This is a genomic window from Rhizobium sp. 01L410, from assembly GCF_056400165.1.
On sequence record NZ_JBFTST010000016.1, the window covers coordinates 107,693 to 122,953 of the forward strand.

The 15,261-nt window shown below is 57.6% G+C and carries 17 protein-coding genes; 12 read left to right on the forward strand and 5 right to left on the reverse strand.

The genetic code is table 11. The features are described from left to right. Window positions 1–19 precede the first annotated feature (19 nt). Entirely contained in the window at window positions 20–454 is a 435-nt protein-coding gene (locus tag AC1DV9_RS26770; RefSeq protein WP_477950748.1) for a transketolase-like TK C-terminal-containing protein, read from the reverse strand. A gap of 293 nt (window positions 455–747) precedes the next feature. On the opposite strand from AC1DV9_RS26770, the gene AC1DV9_RS26775 reads away from it, so the two are divergent. From AC1DV9_RS26775 to AC1DV9_RS26785, 3 genes are all read left to right on the forward strand, one after another. Then, window positions 748–1,362, forward strand: a complete 615-nt coding sequence (locus AC1DV9_RS26775) for a TetR/AcrR family transcriptional regulator (RefSeq protein ID WP_477950750.1) — start codon at window positions 748–750, stop codon at window positions 1,360–1,362. 71 nt (window positions 1,363–1,433) lie between these two features. Beyond that, a complete protein-coding gene (locus AC1DV9_RS26780; RefSeq protein ID WP_477950752.1) occupies window positions 1,434–2,165 on the forward strand; it encodes an SDR family NAD(P)-dependent oxidoreductase in 732 nt (243 codons plus the stop codon). 157 nt (window positions 2,166–2,322) lie between these two features. Further along, a complete protein-coding gene (locus AC1DV9_RS26785) occupies window positions 2,323–2,727 on the forward strand; it encodes a VOC family protein (protein WP_477950753.1) in 405 nt (134 codons plus the stop codon). Between the two features lie 31 nt (window positions 2,728–2,758). Here the strand turns inward: AC1DV9_RS26785 and AC1DV9_RS26790 are convergent, their stop codons facing one another. Beyond that, a complete protein-coding gene (locus AC1DV9_RS26790; protein ID WP_477950755.1) occupies window positions 2,759–3,391 on the reverse strand; it encodes a CGNR zinc finger domain-containing protein in 633 nt (210 codons plus the stop codon). A 128-nt stretch (window positions 3,392–3,519) separates the two neighbouring features. Between AC1DV9_RS26790 and AC1DV9_RS26795 the strand changes: the two genes are divergently transcribed. Continuing rightward, window positions 3,520–4,425, forward strand: coding sequence for a DMT family transporter (locus AC1DV9_RS26795; protein WP_477950772.1), 906 nt, complete (start codon window positions 3,520–3,522; stop codon window positions 4,423–4,425). 923 nt (window positions 4,426–5,348) lie between these two features. Beyond that, on the forward strand, window positions 5,349–5,597 hold the full coding sequence (locus tag AC1DV9_RS26800) for a YMGG-like glycine zipper-containing protein (protein ID WP_112390668.1): 249 nt from the start codon (window positions 5,349–5,351) through the stop codon (window positions 5,595–5,597). Between the two features lie 492 nt (window positions 5,598–6,089). On the opposite strand, the gene rpsU is transcribed toward AC1DV9_RS26800, so the two are convergent. Next, the gene (gene rpsU / locus AC1DV9_RS26805) at window positions 6,090–6,323 is read right to left on the reverse strand and encodes a 30S ribosomal protein S21 (protein ID WP_112390644.1); all 234 of its coding nucleotides are present in this window, start codon (window positions 6,321–6,323) and stop codon (window positions 6,090–6,092) included. On the opposite strand from rpsU, the gene AC1DV9_RS26810 reads away from it, so the two are divergent. Continuing rightward, the gene (locus AC1DV9_RS26810) at window positions 6,219–6,434 is read left to right on the forward strand and encodes a hypothetical protein (RefSeq protein WP_477950774.1); all 216 of its coding nucleotides are present in this window, start codon (window positions 6,219–6,221) and stop codon (window positions 6,432–6,434) included. The two genes, rpsU and AC1DV9_RS26810, sit on opposite strands and share 105 nt — an antisense overlap. A 440-nt stretch (window positions 6,435–6,874) precedes the next feature. Here AC1DV9_RS26810 and AC1DV9_RS26815 read toward each other — a convergent pair whose 3' ends face one another. Continuing rightward, complete coding sequence (locus tag AC1DV9_RS26815) at window positions 6,875–7,762, reverse strand: LysR family transcriptional regulator (RefSeq protein WP_477950757.1); 888 nt, start codon at window positions 7,760–7,762, stop codon at window positions 6,875–6,877. 121 nt (window positions 7,763–7,883) lie between these two features. Between AC1DV9_RS26815 and AC1DV9_RS26820 the strand changes: the two genes are divergently transcribed. The 5 genes from AC1DV9_RS26820 (at window position 7,884) to AC1DV9_RS26840 (ending at window position 12,442) form a co-directional block, all read left to right on the forward strand. After that, on the forward strand, window positions 7,884–8,762 hold the full coding sequence (locus AC1DV9_RS26820) for an NmrA/HSCARG family protein (protein ID WP_477950758.1): 879 nt from the start codon (window positions 7,884–7,886) through the stop codon (window positions 8,760–8,762). A gap of 40 nt (window positions 8,763–8,802) precedes the next feature. Beyond that, window positions 8,803–9,759: an alpha/beta hydrolase gene (locus AC1DV9_RS26825; RefSeq protein WP_477950759.1), complete on the forward strand. Its 957-nt coding sequence runs from the start codon at window positions 8,803–8,805 to the stop codon at window positions 9,757–9,759. A 2-nt stretch (window positions 9,760–9,761) separates the two neighbouring features. Continuing rightward, on the forward strand, window positions 9,762–10,151 hold the full coding sequence (locus tag AC1DV9_RS26830) for a hypothetical protein (RefSeq protein WP_477950761.1): 390 nt from the start codon (window positions 9,762–9,764) through the stop codon (window positions 10,149–10,151). Window positions 10,152–10,205: 54 nt separating this feature from the next. Further along, entirely contained in the window at window positions 10,206–10,835 is a 630-nt protein-coding gene (locus AC1DV9_RS26835) for an NAD(P)-dependent oxidoreductase (RefSeq protein WP_477950762.1), read from the forward strand. Between the two features lie 1,250 nt (window positions 10,836–12,085). After that, window positions 12,086–12,442, forward strand: coding sequence for a hypothetical protein (locus AC1DV9_RS26840; protein WP_112390636.1), 357 nt, complete (start codon window positions 12,086–12,088; stop codon window positions 12,440–12,442). A 105-nt stretch (window positions 12,443–12,547) separates the two neighbouring features. Here the strand turns inward: AC1DV9_RS26840 and AC1DV9_RS26845 are convergent, their stop codons facing one another. Beyond that, window positions 12,548–13,840 carry a TadE/TadG family type IV pilus assembly protein gene (locus AC1DV9_RS26845; protein WP_112390667.1) on the reverse strand — a complete coding sequence of 431 codons (1,293 nt, stop codon included), beginning with the start codon at window positions 13,838–13,840 and terminating at the stop codon, window positions 12,548–12,550. 553 nt (window positions 13,841–14,393) lie between these two features. Between AC1DV9_RS26845 and AC1DV9_RS26850 the strand changes: the two genes are divergently transcribed. Next, complete coding sequence (locus tag AC1DV9_RS26850) at window positions 14,394–14,876, forward strand: pyridoxamine 5'-phosphate oxidase family protein (RefSeq protein ID WP_477950764.1); 483 nt, start codon at window positions 14,394–14,396, stop codon at window positions 14,874–14,876. Window positions 14,877–15,261 lie beyond the last annotated feature (385 nt).

Sequence of the window (15,261 nt, forward strand, 5' to 3'; positions counted from 1 at the left end):
GGCGTTGTGGCCTGGACAGTCAGACGCGGGCCAATGTTTTCCTGGCTGCGCGTATGACGGCATCTGTTGTGATATCGAACTTCTTGTAGACGTCGCCGATTTTGCCCGATGCGCCGAACTGATGCATGCCGACAAATTCGCCATCGAGGCCAAGATAGCGGTCCCAGGAATCGCGGACAGCCGCTTCGACCGCGACACGCGCTCGCGTCACGCCAAGGACTTGATGCTGATAACTCGGATCTTGTCGCTCGAACACGAGACGGCAGGGCATCGAAACGACAGCTGTCCTTATCCCGTCTTTTTGCAGGACATCCCTTGCCTCGACCGCCAAATGAAGCTCGGACCCTGTTGCGAAAATTGTCAGCTGCCGCTGTCTACCTTCAGCCTCAAGCAGGACGTAACCGCCCTTCGCCGCATGGTTTTCTGAGGACGGGTCCCGCCGCAGGAGGGGCATAGGCTGGCGGCATGACCAATAAAGCTGCCCGGCTCATCAGCCGACGCTAATGGGCTATATCGTGTTACGGTTGTGCAGTGTTCAAAGCTTTTGACGTCATGATGAGCGCGAATGGCATTCACTGCTCGGCCGACGCCGGCTTTCCCAATTCGCCTTCCAGTGAGATGGATTTGGGCGGTTTCGCCTTATGGCAAGCGGGCAACACTTGTGTGCGCTGACAGGCCAGCCGTTTGCACCCCTGATGGGACGGCATCGCTGGAGACCGAAGACAAGCGGCAGCCTCTAGAGTGTTATTGACAGATCAGTCCATAATAGCTAACTATCATGCCATGGCGAGACCTAGAGAATTTGACCGCGACGCGGCATTAGAAAAAGCAATGCAGGTGTTTTGGGCGAAGGGGTTCGCTTCAACGTCCACCGACGATCTATGTGGAGCGATGGGCATTGGCAGGCAGAGCCTATATGGCGCGTTTGGTGATAAGCGGACCCTCTACCTTGAAGCGTTCGGTTCCTACCTGCAGCGGATAGGGACGGCTCATTTGAGCAGGCTTTCTTACGGCAGTCCGATTGAAGGAATAGAAAATCTCTTGGCAGGTCTTGCGCCAGAAGACGATCGTGAACGGGCGCTGGGCTGCATGGGCGTAGGATCTGTCGGTGAATTCGGAACAACGGATCCAGACCTCAACCTTCGTCGCAAGGCGTCGGGCGAAATGCTCATGAGACATGTCGCGCAGAGGATTGTCGAAGGCCAAGAGCGCGGGGAGCTTGCTCGCAAGCTCGATCCCGCCGAGACGTCCGCCTTCGTTGTTATGACAATGACGGGATTGCAGATTGCCGCGCGTGGCGGTGCATCTGCAAAGGAGTTAAAAGCGATGGCGCGGTTCGCAACCTATCGCCTGATGCCGTAAGACCCGCTTCGTGATCGGAGCGGGTACTTTTCGAATAATTATGGACTGATGTATCAAAAATGGAGAACCTTATGACGGTCAACGAACCCAGAACCGCTCTCGTCTTCGGAGGCGCGCGCGGAATAGGTGCTGCTTCGGCCCGCAAACTTGCCAAGGATGGCTTTGACGTTGCCTTTACCTATGTGTCGCGGCCAGACACCGCCTCAGAACTCGTTTCGGAGATCGAAGCCGACGGACAGCGTGCCATCGCGATCCAGGCGGACAGTGCGAACCCACAGGCCATTGAAGCAGCGGTACGTACGACCGTGGAAAGGCTGGGCGCAATTGACGCCGTCGTTGTGAACGCTGGCATTCTTCGCACTAACACGGTCCACAAAGTTTCGCTTGAGGAGCTTGATCTCATGATCGATGTCAATATCCGCGGCGTGTTTCTCGCGATCCAGGCTGCGGCGGCGAGAATGAAGGATGGTGGCCGGATTATTACGATCGGCTCCAATACCGCCGAGCGGACCGGTATGCAGGGAACAAGCGTGTACCAGTTCACAAAGGCGGCCGTCGCGGCAATGGTCAAAGGATTGGCGCTTGATCTCGCACCGCGACGCATCACCGTGAACAACGTGCAGCCCGGCCCGACCGACACTGACATGAATGCTGGCGCTTTGGAGTACCTGTCCGAGCGTAGCCCCATGAAGCGCGTTGCTCATCCGTCCGAAATTGCGGAGCTCGTAGCCTATCTCGCCGGCCCTGGCTCCTCCTACATGACCGGTTCCAGTTTGACGATAGATGGCGGCTGGGTGCTCTAGCGCGACACCTATGATGGGGGCGATGCAGCCAGGTGGCAGCATCGCCATGCCTTACCAAAGCCACTCAGCCGCCAAGGCATCCGCCAACTCTGGGGAACCGTCAAAGGATTTAAGGCTTACCACTTGGTATTTGATTTGCGGTCGCGGGAGAATTGCGATGTATCATTTGGGTCGGGTAATCGATCATATTCATCTTCGGGTCTCAGATCTCCAGGCCAGCCGGAGGTTCTATCGCTCGGTCTGTGATGCGCTTCATCTTGAGGGCGTTTTCGGGGAGGGGGCAGACCACTTTGTGATCGATGAAATCTATGTGGATGCTGCCGACGATTACGTGTCGCGAATCCACCTGGCGTTTCAGGCTCGCTCGCGAGAAGACGTCGAAGCGTTTCACCGGCTGGCGCTCGAAGCCGGCGGGCGTTCCAATGGAAGGCCGGGTCTGCGGCCATACCACGACAGATACTATGCAGCTTTCGTGCTCGATCCAGATGGGAACAACATTGAAGCCGTCTGTGATGCCCCAAGTTTGCGCAGCGCAGATTCCGTCGTGGTCGAACGAATATAATCGGTCAACGGCCAACAGCTTCAGCTGCCAGTTAATGGCGTGGCTCGTTAATCGACGCGCTCTGCCGGAATTTCCGCACTCGGGCAGCCGAGCCACAAGTCTTGTCCGAACACCACCGCCGATGACCGCTGCGAGACTGATCTAGAAATAGCCAACCGCAATTTCTTCCCTGACATATCCGTACCGCGCGGCGCTGCTGCCGCGATATCAGGAAATCCGCTGCCAAAGGCGCGATCCGATCTGCAATGGCAGTCATCGACATGGCAGGTGCGTTGCTCCAGATAACGCCGTCCTTCCCTTTTCGCAAGCTTCGTTGCCCGGCTGCGAGTCGACAAGCGGAGCTCAGGTAGTCGAGATCGTGTTGATCAAAAGGCGTCTCTTGGGCCTCCGCACTGAATATACGGTAAAGGGATTCCCTTAGGATCTTGGCATTCGCGAGTTCTGCGTCCGCTACAGCAGGGTTGTTTGCCGCCTTGTCTAGCAAGACTTTATGTTCAGATCGATCCACCAGACCGGCGCGAAGAGCCCAACCGACCAGATCCCCAAATGACGTGAGAAAATCTGGGCCCCACCTCTCGCCGCGACTGTCTATCGTATTGACGAAGTCGAGCGCTGCGTGGCCGCCGAGCAGACTGATGTCGTCAATGGTTTTGAACGTCTCCATAGTGGCAATATCGTATCGGGGAACGATTTGGGCAAGGACGTGTTGTAACGGTATAAAAAGCTTTTAACCGTTGCATGCGAGGACGCGCGATGGTCGCCGGCCTAGACACGAACAAGGTCCGATTCCTTATGCTCTGCCTCATTTGGGGGAGTACTTGGATTGGTATGAAAGCTGGTATCGAGATCGTGCCGCCGCTGGTGTTTGCGGGGACACGCTTTACCGCGGCTGGTGGTTTGCTCCTCATTTATGCTCTGGCAAAAGGCGAAGGCGCCCTTGTCCGGAGCAAGGACTTTATTCGGCTTTTCGCGGTGAGCATCTTTATGATTACCCTATGCTACGGGCCACTGTTCTGGGGCATGCAGTATATAGATACAGGCACTGCAGCGGTCTTGGAAATGTCACTTACGCCAATTGCCCTTCTGTGCTTTGCCCTGTTTCTTCGTGAAGAGGCTCTGAGTGTACGGCGCATCATCGCCCTAGGGCTGGGAGTTGCCGGCCTACTCGTCCTGTTCTGGCCATCCACGACAGTTGCTGCATTGCCTGAGCCGGAGGCCTTTCCAGGCGCAAATCTGTTAGGTGGCATGGGGGTGGCGTCGGCGGCGTTCACCTACGGCTATGGATCGGTCCTCGCCCGCCCGCTCCTGCGCGCCTATCCAGCGTTGTTGATTGCAGGGATCACGACATTTGTTGGGGGGCTGGGCCTCGTCGTCATGGCGCTGATCTTTGAAACCGGTGCATTGGGGGCGCTCTCAGGAGATTGGGGCTCGGTCGCCTGGATGAGCTGGCTTTTCCTAGTCGTCTTTGGTTCGCTGATTGGTTATACCACCTACATGCGGCTGTTAAGGGATGTCGGAGCTTCAAGGGCAGGAAGCTATGCGTTTGTCTCGCCTGTTATCGCCGTGGCGCTTTCAGCGATATTGTTCGCCGAGGAGGTTACACTGCTAGATATCATTGGTATCACGGTGATGCTCAGCGGCGCCTATCTCGCTATGGCGGACGCACCTACCGCGGTCGCAAAAACTTGCACCGAATAATTGGCCGTTTCTGTCATGGAGGCTGCTCAGCCATGTCGAATACGACGGCGTTGTCCTGAATCTCTCAAGCCTTCATAGGTTACATGGCTAAAGTTGCCGTTGTCCGTCCACCCAGGGAACGGCGCAAAAGGATCGCGCCTGCGAGCATGGATGGATAGCCGCGTTCGCCCGGAATTTTCAGAGCGGGTTATACCGATCGATGGTGCTATCGCTACGCGTTGTGCCCACCTATATAATCCTGATCGCAATGAGGCTGATGCGATCACTGCCGCCACGGCGTGCGTTCACGGATTCGCAGTTGTGACGCGCGAGATTCAGAATTTCAGGGAACCGGTGTTATCCTTGCGGATCCATGTCAGTCCTGAGGTCGATACCGTCCGGAGCGAATGGCCAAGTGTGACACGTCATCACATACGGCCCTATGGTGTTTACATTATATAGATTGTGACAGAGGCGCGTTAGAGCAAATGGTCGTGAGGGCGGGCGATTGGGTCGCATAGCTGACGGAGAGCTTGATCCGAAAAGGCCCCGGCAGCCAACTGGGGGAGGCGCACCGGAGCCCTAGATCGCAGCGTGCATGATGAGGCGCTGCAGCTGACAAACCGTTCGGCGGTCAAGTTGTTCCGCTTGGAGGAAGAAGCCGCGCGAGCTGCTGGAGAAACGCTCCCATAAGAAAGTGAGATTTATAGAAGGATGGCAGTGAGCCGCTCCTATGTTCCGGTTGCCAATCTGACGGCTTGCAGGCCGCAGCCGTTATGGCTGCCGCGGGCCGCTCGCAGACCCGCAAGTGCAGGTGATGACGCTTTATTTCTCATGAAATTGGAACAAATGCCGAGCGAGAATCTTTTCGAGGAACTTCGACCTTTTCGATTTCCTTCAAAGGCGAAGCAACAGGGGAGTTCAGAATGTCCAGAGCGATCTCAATGGCTGTTATTGCCATTTCATCGGCATCTATGCTCGCAGCGTGCACGCCAACCGAAAGAGGCACGGCAATCGGCGCCGGAACCGGAGCAATCATCGGCGGTGCAGTCACCAACAGTTGGGGAGGCGCGGCAGTGGGTGCTGTAGCTGGCGGCGTCGCCGGCGCGCTCATAGGACGGTCGACGGAGCGCCGCGGCTACTGCATCTATCGTGATCAGTACGGCCGCAAATACGAAGCAAGGTGCCGTTAAGCCGCATAAGCCCAAAGCGATGCTTCCGACAGAAGTCTGACCTTCAGGGCCGGTTCTTTGAGCCGGCCTGTTGGCGGATATGCGTCGCGACAATCTCGGACATTGTGCGGACCGTGCGAAAACAGGCCCTTGATCACCGCAGCCGGAAGGCCCTTGCGGATACCTGCCCGTTTCGCGGTTAGTACAAAGCCCGCTTCGGCGGCGAAGCCGCTACTTGCTCTGAAGGCAGCGAATGGTCAGCTTGACGGTACAAAGTCGCTGGCTAACGCGTCTTCCAACGCGCTGTAGCGACCGAGCGGTTTTGCGGGTGGTCACCGCATCATTACACCGCCCGTCACCTAAACCATGTGTGTCCAGGCAGAATCTGGTGAGGCGGGAGATATACGAGTAGAAACTAGCGCTGCTTCGCGGTTTACTGGAAGTCAGTGCCGGAAGGTTGATATTTTTGCTGATCAGCGCCTGTAGATTCCGCTCCACATAGCGCACTTGCGACTATTTAGCAGGCCGCTTCTTCACTGGTACAACGCCCATTTCTCGATCCAGCTTTTTCTTGGCGAGCTTGCGCGAGCGACGGACACCTTCCGCCTTTTCACGGGCGCGCTTGACCGATGGCTTCTCATAATGTTCTCGTTGGCGCATTTCGCGAAGGATACCTTCCCGCTGCAGCTTCTTTTTGAGAAGGCGAAGCGCCTGATCGACATTGTTGTCGCGGACAAGTATTTGCACGGATATCCCTCAAGACAGGAGAATGTGGTTGGCGCGAGGCTTTGCCTGATTGTCGCCGGCTTGGCAAGACGACTCATGGCCGCGCGCGAGGATTTTGTCTTCGCTCGATGAGTGATGCGATCCTGCCCGAGCTGCTTTGACGAACGATAGAGAGACCTATGATTGCATCATTGCTGGAGTCGCTAGTTCCAGTGAAATTGATTCACGAATTTCGCTTGTAGGGCCGCTTCAGCAGATGTTGAAGCCGATTGAAAATGAAGGCGAGACTTGAGAGTCTTGCTGCCGCAGCTTTTTTCTTATGGCTGCCTTTTTTGCCGAAGTCGCACTTGATGACAGCGTGACACCTGTCGGCAAATTACGGTTCACACATGTCGGGCCACGGCAGTATTCGACCTTCACCTGTGCCTCCGTTTGGATCGAGAATTCTCGCAGATTCGCCATCCAACCAGATTTATCACTTGAAACCGGCCCTTTTCACAGGTCAGTCCGTCCCGGCAACGTGCGCGACGCATTGGCGGTAGTGGATTGAAACACGATACCCGCTTCGCCGCTCAGACGAAGATCTTCTCCGGAAATGCGCTCCCGACCACCTCGAGAAATGCCCGCACCTTGGCGCCGATCAGGCGGCGGGAACTCTGGAGCGCCCAGATCTCCACAGGCGGCCCGGTGCGCGTTCCCCAATAGGCAAGCCTTCCGGCTTCGATGTCTTCGGCAACGAGAAGTTTGGGCAGCAAAGCAGCACCGGCACCCGCCAGCACGGCATCGCGCACCATTAGCAAGGAAGAGAGGCGAAGAACCGGGTCCGGCCGCAAGACGATGTCGGCGTCTGTTTCGGAGCCTATCGGCCAGAGGATCCCGGGCGGTGTTGCGGAGAGCAGAACGGCCCTCACGATAGTTTCCTCGCCATCCGCACCGGCAACAGGGCGCGGCATGCCGTGCGGCGCCACGATCAGGCGTTCATCGTTGAGGAAGCGGCGGCCGACGAGGCGTTCGTCCGGAGACGGGTCGATCCGGATGATCAGATCGTAACCATCCTCGACCGGATCGACCTTGCGGTCCTCGGCGACGATTTCGAGCTGGACTTCTGGATAGGCCAAGGCGAACCGCACGCCGATCCGGGGCAGAGCGACATGAGCAAAGACCACCGGCGCGCTCACCCGTAGCCTGCCCCTCGGGGTGGATGCGCCCAGCACGACCGCCTCACCGGCTTCCGCGATTTCACTCAGCAGTCCATGCGTGCGCTCATGCAGCGCCCGTCCTTCATCCGTCAGTCGCAAAGTCTGCGACCCGCGCTCGATCAGCCTTACGCCGAGGCTTTCCTCCAGTTCGGCGACCCGCCGCGACAGCGTGGCTTTGGAGCGACCGGAAACGCGAGAGGCGCGGCCGAACCCGCCGTTGGTAGCGACGAGGTCGAAGTCCGACAAGGCTTGAAGATCCATAGACGTGTTCCGTATTCGAGACAGAGGATCTCGATATTGGCATCTTCTGCACGGCAATGAAACGGCTATCTTCTTCATAGACGTAACGCACACCAACCTGACGAACAAGGAGATTTTCGACATGAGCATTCTCGTTACAGGCAGCACAGGAACCATCGGGGCGCAGGTCCTGGCCCATCTTCAAACGCGCGACGTCGATGTTCGCGCCCTGACACGTTCGCCCGAGACCGCGCAGCTTCCCGCCGGCGTGACGGCAGTTCGCGGTGATCTCGCCGATCCGGACTCGGTGCGCACGGCTCTCGAAGGCGTCAGCACGCTGTTCGTGCTCGCCCCGAATGTCGCCGATGAACTGACCCAGGCCATGTTGACAATTTCGGTCGCCCGTGAGGCGGGCGTCAAGGGCATCGTCTATCTCTCGGTCTTCGGCGGCGACGCCTATGCCGACGTGCCGCATTTTGCCGGCAAGTACACGGTCGAGCGCATGATTGAGGCGCTTGATCTCCCCGTGACGGTTCTGCGCCCCGCCTATTTCATCCAGAACGATCTTCGTCAGAAAGACGGACTTTTGAAAGCCGGCGTCTATGCCTCTCCAATCGGCGGCAATGGCGTGTCGATGGTCGATATCCGCGACATCGGCGAAGCCGCGGCGATCGAGCTGGTCCGCCGTGAACAGGCCCCGACCCCGCTTGGCCGCGAGACCTATGCTCTGGTCGGTCCGGACAGTCTAACCGGCGAAGGGATCGCCACCATCTGGAGCGAGGCGCTCGGCCGCACGATCCGTTACGGCGGCGACGATCTCGTCACCATGGAGCAGCGCGCAAAGGCCATGCTGCCCGCCTGGCACGCGCTTGACCTGCGCCTGATGTTCAGCCGCTATCAGACAGAAGGTGCGGTGGCGACAACTGATGATCTGGCACGCCTTAGCAAGCTGCTCGGCCGCGCTCCTCGCTCGTATTCCGCCTTTGCCAGGGATGCCGCTGCCCAGTGGGCGAAGGGATAATCCCGGATCGCACTCCATAATCGAACGAAGGAGACCAGCCATGATGACGATCCACCCCCTTGCGCCTGAAGATGCTCCAGCTGTCGCGGCAATGCGACAGGCCGCCTCCGCCCATAAGGGCGAGCCGCTTGGGCCCGAGGCGCGGCCGATGTTCGACGCCATGTTTGCCGCAACACCTGCTGCGGCAGATGTCCGGGTAGAGGCCGCGACAGTCGGCGGCATCGCCGGCTTCTGGCTCCGCGTGCCAAACGCACGGCCAGGTACGCGCATTCTCTATCTCCACGGTGGCGGCTATGTGCTCGGCTCGGCTCAGGCGCTGAGCAATTTTGCAAGCCAGATCGCCGCCCGCGTTGGCGCCGATGCCTTCCTCCCCGACTACCGGCTTGCGCCCGAGCATCCGTTTCCGGCCGCCATCAACGATGCGGTTGCCGTCCATCGCGGCCTCGTCGCCGAGGGTGGCGAACGGATCGTGCTTGCGGGCGACTCGGCCGGCGGCGGTCTGGCGCTTGCTCTGCTGTCGATCCTCGCCTCTGACAAGACCGAGGGCATGGTGCTACCAGTCGGCGCAGCAGTGATGTCGCCGTGGACTGACCTGGCGTTGACCGGCGAGAGCTTCAAAACCAGGGCCGAGGCAGACCCTATCTTTACGCGCGGCGTACTCCAGGGTTTCGCAGATATGTATCTTCAAGGCCAGGATGCTAAGAACCCCGGGGCATCGCCGATCTATGCAAGGCTCGACGGTCTGCCGCCTGTTCGCATCGATGTCGGTGACGATGAGGTGCTATTCTCCGATTCCATCCGCTACACCGAGCGGGCGCAAGCGGCAGGCGGAGAGGTCACTCTGTCGGTTTGGAAGGGCATGCCGCATGTCTTCCAATCCTCCCTGGGCCAGTTTCGTTCAGCCGAGATATCTCTGAACGCCATCGCTGGTTTCCTCATCATGCGGCTCGACGCCCCCGTCGATACTATCTTCTCTAACTCACCCCATGGAGCTTGATCATGACACGCGTATTGTTTGTAGGCCAAAAGCCGGAAACGGTCGACTTTTCCGATCCCTCCCTGCCACCGGGATTTGACGCCAAGCAAATCCAGGCAGGCATCGATATTGCCGAGGCGACCATGACCGACCGCGGTTGGGATGCCGATATCTGCATGATCGCGCCGGATGACGGCGGCATCGAAACACTGGCGGCGCAACTGGCAAATGTGGATTACGATTGCGTCGTGATCGGTGGCGGCCTGCGCCTACCGCCCAAAGGGCTTTCGTTCTTCGAGAAGGTCGTCAACGCGATCCACCGCGCCGCACCGAAGGCGGCAATCGCCTTCAATACCCGTCCTGAAGACACGGCCGAGGCCGCGGCACAGTGGATCGGCGAGGGACGTGGATGATTTCCGTCACCATTCCCCCATCGAGGCATCCCAGCACAAATTCGGAGATCTGACATGAAAATCCTAGTATTAGGCGCAACCGGCGCCACAGGCCGACTGATCGTCGGAACGGCCATCGCAAAAAGATACGAGGTCGTTGCCCTCGTTCGCTCCAAGGCGAAGGCCGCGGATCTCGCCGGTGCCGAACTGATCGAAGGCGATGCCCGTGATCCCGCGGCACTGACCCGCGCCATCGCCCGGTGCGATGCCGTCGTTTCCTCGCTGGGCACCGCCATGAGCCCGTTTAAGGAGGTGACCCTGCTTTCGACGGCGACACGTGCGCTGGTCGACGTTATGGAAAAGCAGAACATTCGCCGCTTGGTGTGCATCACCGGCCTTGGCGCCGGCGACAGCCGCGGTCATGGCGGTTTTTTCTTCGACCGGCTACTGCTGCCGCTTATGCTGCGCAAGGTCTATGAAGACAAGAACCGCCAGGAAGATGCGATCCGCGCAACCACACTAGACTGGACCATCGTTCGGCCGACGGTGCTCAACGACAAGCCAGCACGCGGCGGCATCAAGGCGTTGACCGACCTGTCCGGCATCCATGGTGGCACTATTGCCCGATCCGATGTGGCCGAGTTCGTCGTGCAGCAACTCGCCGTAGACAGCTGGCTGCGCAAGGCACCACTGATTACGTGGTAGCCTTGGGACGAGTTAGAGACATGGTTTGGGACTATAATGTTACCACTTAGCATCTGCCGGCTGAAGGAGCGCATGCCAGAGCGCTAACAATTCTTTGTCACCAGCCTCACCTGTCGGCTTCAGTCGGGCGGCGGTGTGCACCAAGACGAGGTGGGTTGCCGCATATCTAAAAATGCGCAGTCCTTCAACGCCTTCCATGACGAACGTTCGCTGTGGTGCAGCCATCAGCCAGACCAGATAGCCGGAGCCTCAGGGATGTGTGCCTTGGTCGATGGCTAAAGGCGAGCCAGCCGTCACCGGCTGTGTGGCGTCTAGCGCCCATTGCGTTGGCACGATTTGCTTGTCATTCCAAGTCCCGGTGGTCGAGGAGACGAATTTGTCTATTGGCTCAGATCGCCTCCCCTGACACGGCCGCTCCACTCACATCAAGTAGAGGGACAAACTTCTCTTTTTGAATTAATGGTGCGTCGGTAGCTGCGTTAGCGCGAGCTATTGGTACACCACAGCTGATCTCTACATAAGCAATTCGCGTACAACCACTGCCGCCCAATGGCCATCGGAACGGTGATTATCCTGATTAGTCCCCAGAGCTCAAACCCAGCACCCGGGCCATTAAATGCAAAGGCATGCCAGAGAGCCGGATTCGGATCCTCCATGGCATCCGCGGCTGCAGCCTCGGCCACAACATCCTGAGCATGATCAGTGAAATGGAGGCCGTCATTTTCAATATCTGCCTTCATCACCATGTGAAATGTGATGGCACCGGATATCCGGAGAGGCGATCTCGACTGTGGCCAGACTTGCAGATTGATGTTTAGATCTGTCGTAACGCGGAGATATTTCAATGAGTTCGATCAGTGTTTTCTATCTCGCGACCGGCAAGCAAGTAAAAAAGCACTAGCCCGAAAATTAGCATGAAGCGGTAGTGTTGCGCAGCAAAACCGCGCTCCCTTGGTGCTATGCTCTGAAGACGTTTTATCGTTGCAAGCCATACGGCGGAACTTTTGCGGAAGTCCTAGCTGTGGGGGTGAGAGAACGTCGCGGGACCGAACAACCCTTGGCCCTAGGCAGGTGAGCCAAGTCCATCTGTCGTGATTTTAGGATGTTCGGAAGCGGTCGTGATGTCATTCTGACAGATCTCTTAACAGGGCGTTCAGCCGACATTCAGCGCATAATGCCATAATGCCATTCATTCCGGAATGACCATCGCACTGAGCTTGGGTCCGACCCGGTCTATGGAGAGCAGATCAATGTTCAGGAAAGTTATCGTCTCGACACTTCTCCTCGCCGCGATAACCGCTCCCGTGTCGCTGGCTGCTGGGACAGCGGGGGCACAGGAGTACTACGGGCGGGGCTGGCATGACGATCGAGATTGGGGAGGTCCACCGCCGGAGCGGCACCGCCATCATCACCATCGCGACTACGGCGGACTGATTGCGGGCGGTATTGCTGCAGGCCTTGTCGGTGGCCTCATCGGCAGCGCAATCGATAATGACGTGCCACGCTACTATTCACCGCCGCCGCCACAGTGCTGGTATCAGCGCCAGTCTGTCCCGGACAGCTATGACGACGGGTACCACACCGAGAGCGTACGCGTCTGCCGTTGAAGCGCAGGACATCGGAATGTGGCGCGTAGCCTGACGCTGCCACTCCTACCTACTGGCAGCGCGGTGGCGGATCGGCATCGGCTTGTCGATGAAGTGTGGTAGTTTCTAAGATGTCAGACGCGGTTGCTTAACGACCCTTAGGAACAAAGCCTTCATCGCATCCGCGATACCGTCAGTCGGCGTCACTTCGAAGTAAAGTCCGGGTGAGGCGCATTCCGCCATCTTGGTGGAAATCTGGGTTTGGAAGGGGGAAATCCAAGTATTGTACCAGCTGTTCTTTGGAAGCGGCAAGTAGGTCGTGTAGAGGACGGCGATCTTCACACCGCGTGCCTTCAACGGAGCGCAGAAACTCGTATCGATAGGTTCCTGGCAGCGGCCACCGGTCGTTTTCTTCGTGCAAGTGGATGGCTTGTAGCTGTCACCGACGCCATCGGCTACGAAGAACAGGATCTTCTGGGGGTCCGCAGAGGTGTTCCCGCTCCCCGGGAGCGTGATGATCGTGTTCATCTGCGTCAGGGCACTGTCGAAGCTCGTAGTTTGGTCGCTGTTGTATCCCTGGCTCGGGATAGTCATGAGGTCAACAGCATCGGTGTAGGATCGAACTTGATCCAGATCGTAGGTCGGGTTCGAAATGGTGGTGAGTTTAGCATCCTCGGCTTTAGTGCCAAATGTGTAGACACCCATTCGGAATTGGTTACTGGCAACGCGTGTGCTCTTTGCGGTTGTTGTCAACTGCTGGGTCGCCTGGCGAACAGTGTCTATACGCATCGTTACCCCGAGTGTCTTCGCGAGATTGTAATAGCTCTTGTTGCCGCTCGCGATATCGTGACAGGCGAATGCGCAGCTGTCGGTCGTGTTGGCTTGCATCTTGGCGACATCAGCCGCGGTGGCGCCAACACCCATCGACGGAGTGTTGTCGATAAGGATATAGAAATCCATAAATGATGCCGTCTGATATTCCGCGCTAGCGGTCCCCGAGATGTCGATGCTCGTTTTACCAAACATGGCCATGAAGGACGTGGGTATCGACGTCTTGAAGGCTATGTTTGAGGTCACCTTATTCAGATTGCGCGTCACCGTCACAGACAGATCCATTGGAAGCGTAGCAGCCTCCCCAGACATCTGGCCGGCGAAAAGTTTGCGTGCTTCGCTTTCGCCAACCGATATGGAGCCGTCAGCCGGCATCGCCATGGCTTGGGTGACCGCCAGGGATTTCTCCGCTACCGCTCCGACGGCAGCCGCGTCGGCCGCGTCAAAGAGTTGCGTGCGGATTTCCAACGCATGCGAGAAGTCGATAGCCATCCCCGCCGCGCCGACCAGGGGAATGAAAAGAACTGCCGTGAGCAACCCGAAATTGCCGGAGCGGCATGAAAGAATGCGCTTGATTGTCGTTATCATGCCGGACGGTACCAAGAGGAACATGTGCGAGTTTTAGCAGTCGCCTCTTAAGCTCTAGCTAACTAGCTTGGTAAAACAAAATCAAATGCTTACAGCTAAAACGCGAGCGATAGGCGTTGCTCAGCCCATGATGGTAGTTGTTTTCGGCGTCGCTGGGGCATGTGTAGGCATGCTTCGATGCCGATCGAGGTACGTCGTCTGGCGATGATCCAGCCGACGACTACGAGTGTATCAACCTTCGCCCAAGGATAAATTGCGGGCCGGATTTCAGCCGCTTTTTGAGAGAACATGGTTCGCTACAGTTGAACCCGCAGGGATGTTCCATTGCAGATAAAGGTGGTCGAAGACCACGATATTCTCGGATCGGCTTTTTTTGAAAAAGGCGCTTGAGAAGGTCGCCCTGGTGGCCTTGTCAGATAGCGATTACGACGCGCTTGTGTTCATTTCAATCGCTTGCCCGTCATCGTGCATCGATCGGATGAACGCAAAAGCGCACGGTGTGGAACTTCACCCGGTATCGGCCGTTTTCTAAGACCGTTTAGGAGAAACACGCATGGCGAATATCGAACACGACAACGAGAAGGTATGGGACCTCGCCGAAAAAATCGGCTTCTGCATGCTGACGACACAATCCGGCGCTGACTTAAAGGCGAGGCCGATGTCAGCCCATGGCGAGCGAGTTGAAAACGCCTTCTACTTCCTAACTGATGTCGAGAGCCACAAGGACGAGGAAGTCGAGCAGCACCCTGATGTCTGCTTGGCATTTGCTGACGCAAAGGGGCAGAAATATGTGTCTATCTCCGGGGTCGCCCGGGTGCTGAACGATCGCGACAAGATCCATGACCTGTGGTCGACGCCCGCGAAGGCATGGTGGGATAGCGCTGACGATCCGTCGATCCGCATCCTGAAGGTCACGCCTAGCTCGGCTGAGTACTGGGATAGTCCAGGGACTTTGATTAGCTATATCAAGATGGCGGCTGCAGCCATTAGCAATACCAGACCTTATCTGGGTGACCACAACAAAGTGGAGATGTAAGCGCATATGGCGGGCCAAAGCCCGCCATTTTTCTGCTCTACCAGAGCATCGAGGGTTACTCAGGCCCGGAACGTTCAAACCGACATCTGCAGTTGCAGAGCAGGCGGCGAAAGGGTTGAAGCTCCGCGAAAAATTCAAGCCAGTCGGAACAAATTGGCGTGGCGCGGTAGGCTATCATTGTGGGGCTGCAGTTGTTGCCCCCTCCAAAAGCTCTCAGATCGCAAAGGCCATCCTATTAGGCCCTGCACTCATAAACGGGGTTCACACGCGGGCATGGCTTTGATTCAATGAGGCTTTGATTTGGAGGCCTCAGATGACCCGTCGCCGGTTCGACCTGACTGATTTCGAATGGAGCATTATCCAGCCGCTTCTTCCTAACAAGCCT

Coding starts and splice junctions, on each gene's coding strand:
- AC1DV9_RS26770 (WP_477950748.1), bottom strand. CDS start 454: ATGCCCCTCCTGCGGCGGGACCCGTCCTCAGAAAACCATGCGGCGAAG.
- AC1DV9_RS26780 (WP_477950752.1), top strand. CDS start 1,434: ATGACGGTCAACGAACCCAGAACCGCTCTCGTCTTCGGAGGCGCGCGC.
- AC1DV9_RS26785 (WP_477950753.1), top strand. CDS start 2,323: ATGTATCATTTGGGTCGGGTAATCGATCATATTCATCTTCGGGTCTCA.
- AC1DV9_RS26790 (WP_477950755.1), bottom strand. CDS start 3,391: ATGGAGACGTTCAAAACCATTGACGACATCAGTCTGCTCGGCGGCCAC.
- AC1DV9_RS26795 (WP_477950772.1), top strand. CDS start 3,520: ATGCTCTGCCTCATTTGGGGGAGTACTTGGATTGGTATGAAAGCTGGT.
- AC1DV9_RS26800 (WP_112390668.1), top strand. CDS start 5,349: ATGGCTGTTATTGCCATTTCATCGGCATCTATGCTCGCAGCGTGCACG.
- AC1DV9_RS26810 (WP_477950774.1), top strand. CDS start 6,219: ATGTTCTCGTTGGCGCATTTCGCGAAGGATACCTTCCCGCTGCAGCTT.
- AC1DV9_RS26815 (WP_477950757.1), bottom strand. CDS start 7,762: ATGGATCTTCAAGCCTTGTCGGACTTCGACCTCGTCGCTACCAACGGC.
- AC1DV9_RS26820 (WP_477950758.1), top strand. CDS start 7,884: ATGAGCATTCTCGTTACAGGCAGCACAGGAACCATCGGGGCGCAGGTC.
- AC1DV9_RS26825 (WP_477950759.1), top strand. CDS start 8,803: ATGATGACGATCCACCCCCTTGCGCCTGAAGATGCTCCAGCTGTCGCG.
- AC1DV9_RS26830 (WP_477950761.1), top strand. CDS start 9,762: ATGACACGCGTATTGTTTGTAGGCCAAAAGCCGGAAACGGTCGACTTT.
- AC1DV9_RS26835 (WP_477950762.1), top strand. CDS start 10,206: ATGAAAATCCTAGTATTAGGCGCAACCGGCGCCACAGGCCGACTGATC.
- AC1DV9_RS26840 (WP_112390636.1), top strand. CDS start 12,086: ATGTTCAGGAAAGTTATCGTCTCGACACTTCTCCTCGCCGCGATAACC.
- AC1DV9_RS26845 (WP_112390667.1), bottom strand. CDS start 13,840: ATGATAACGACAATCAAGCGCATTCTTTCATGCCGCTCCGGCAATTTC.
- AC1DV9_RS26850 (WP_477950764.1), top strand. CDS start 14,394: ATGGCGAATATCGAACACGACAACGAGAAGGTATGGGACCTCGCCGAA.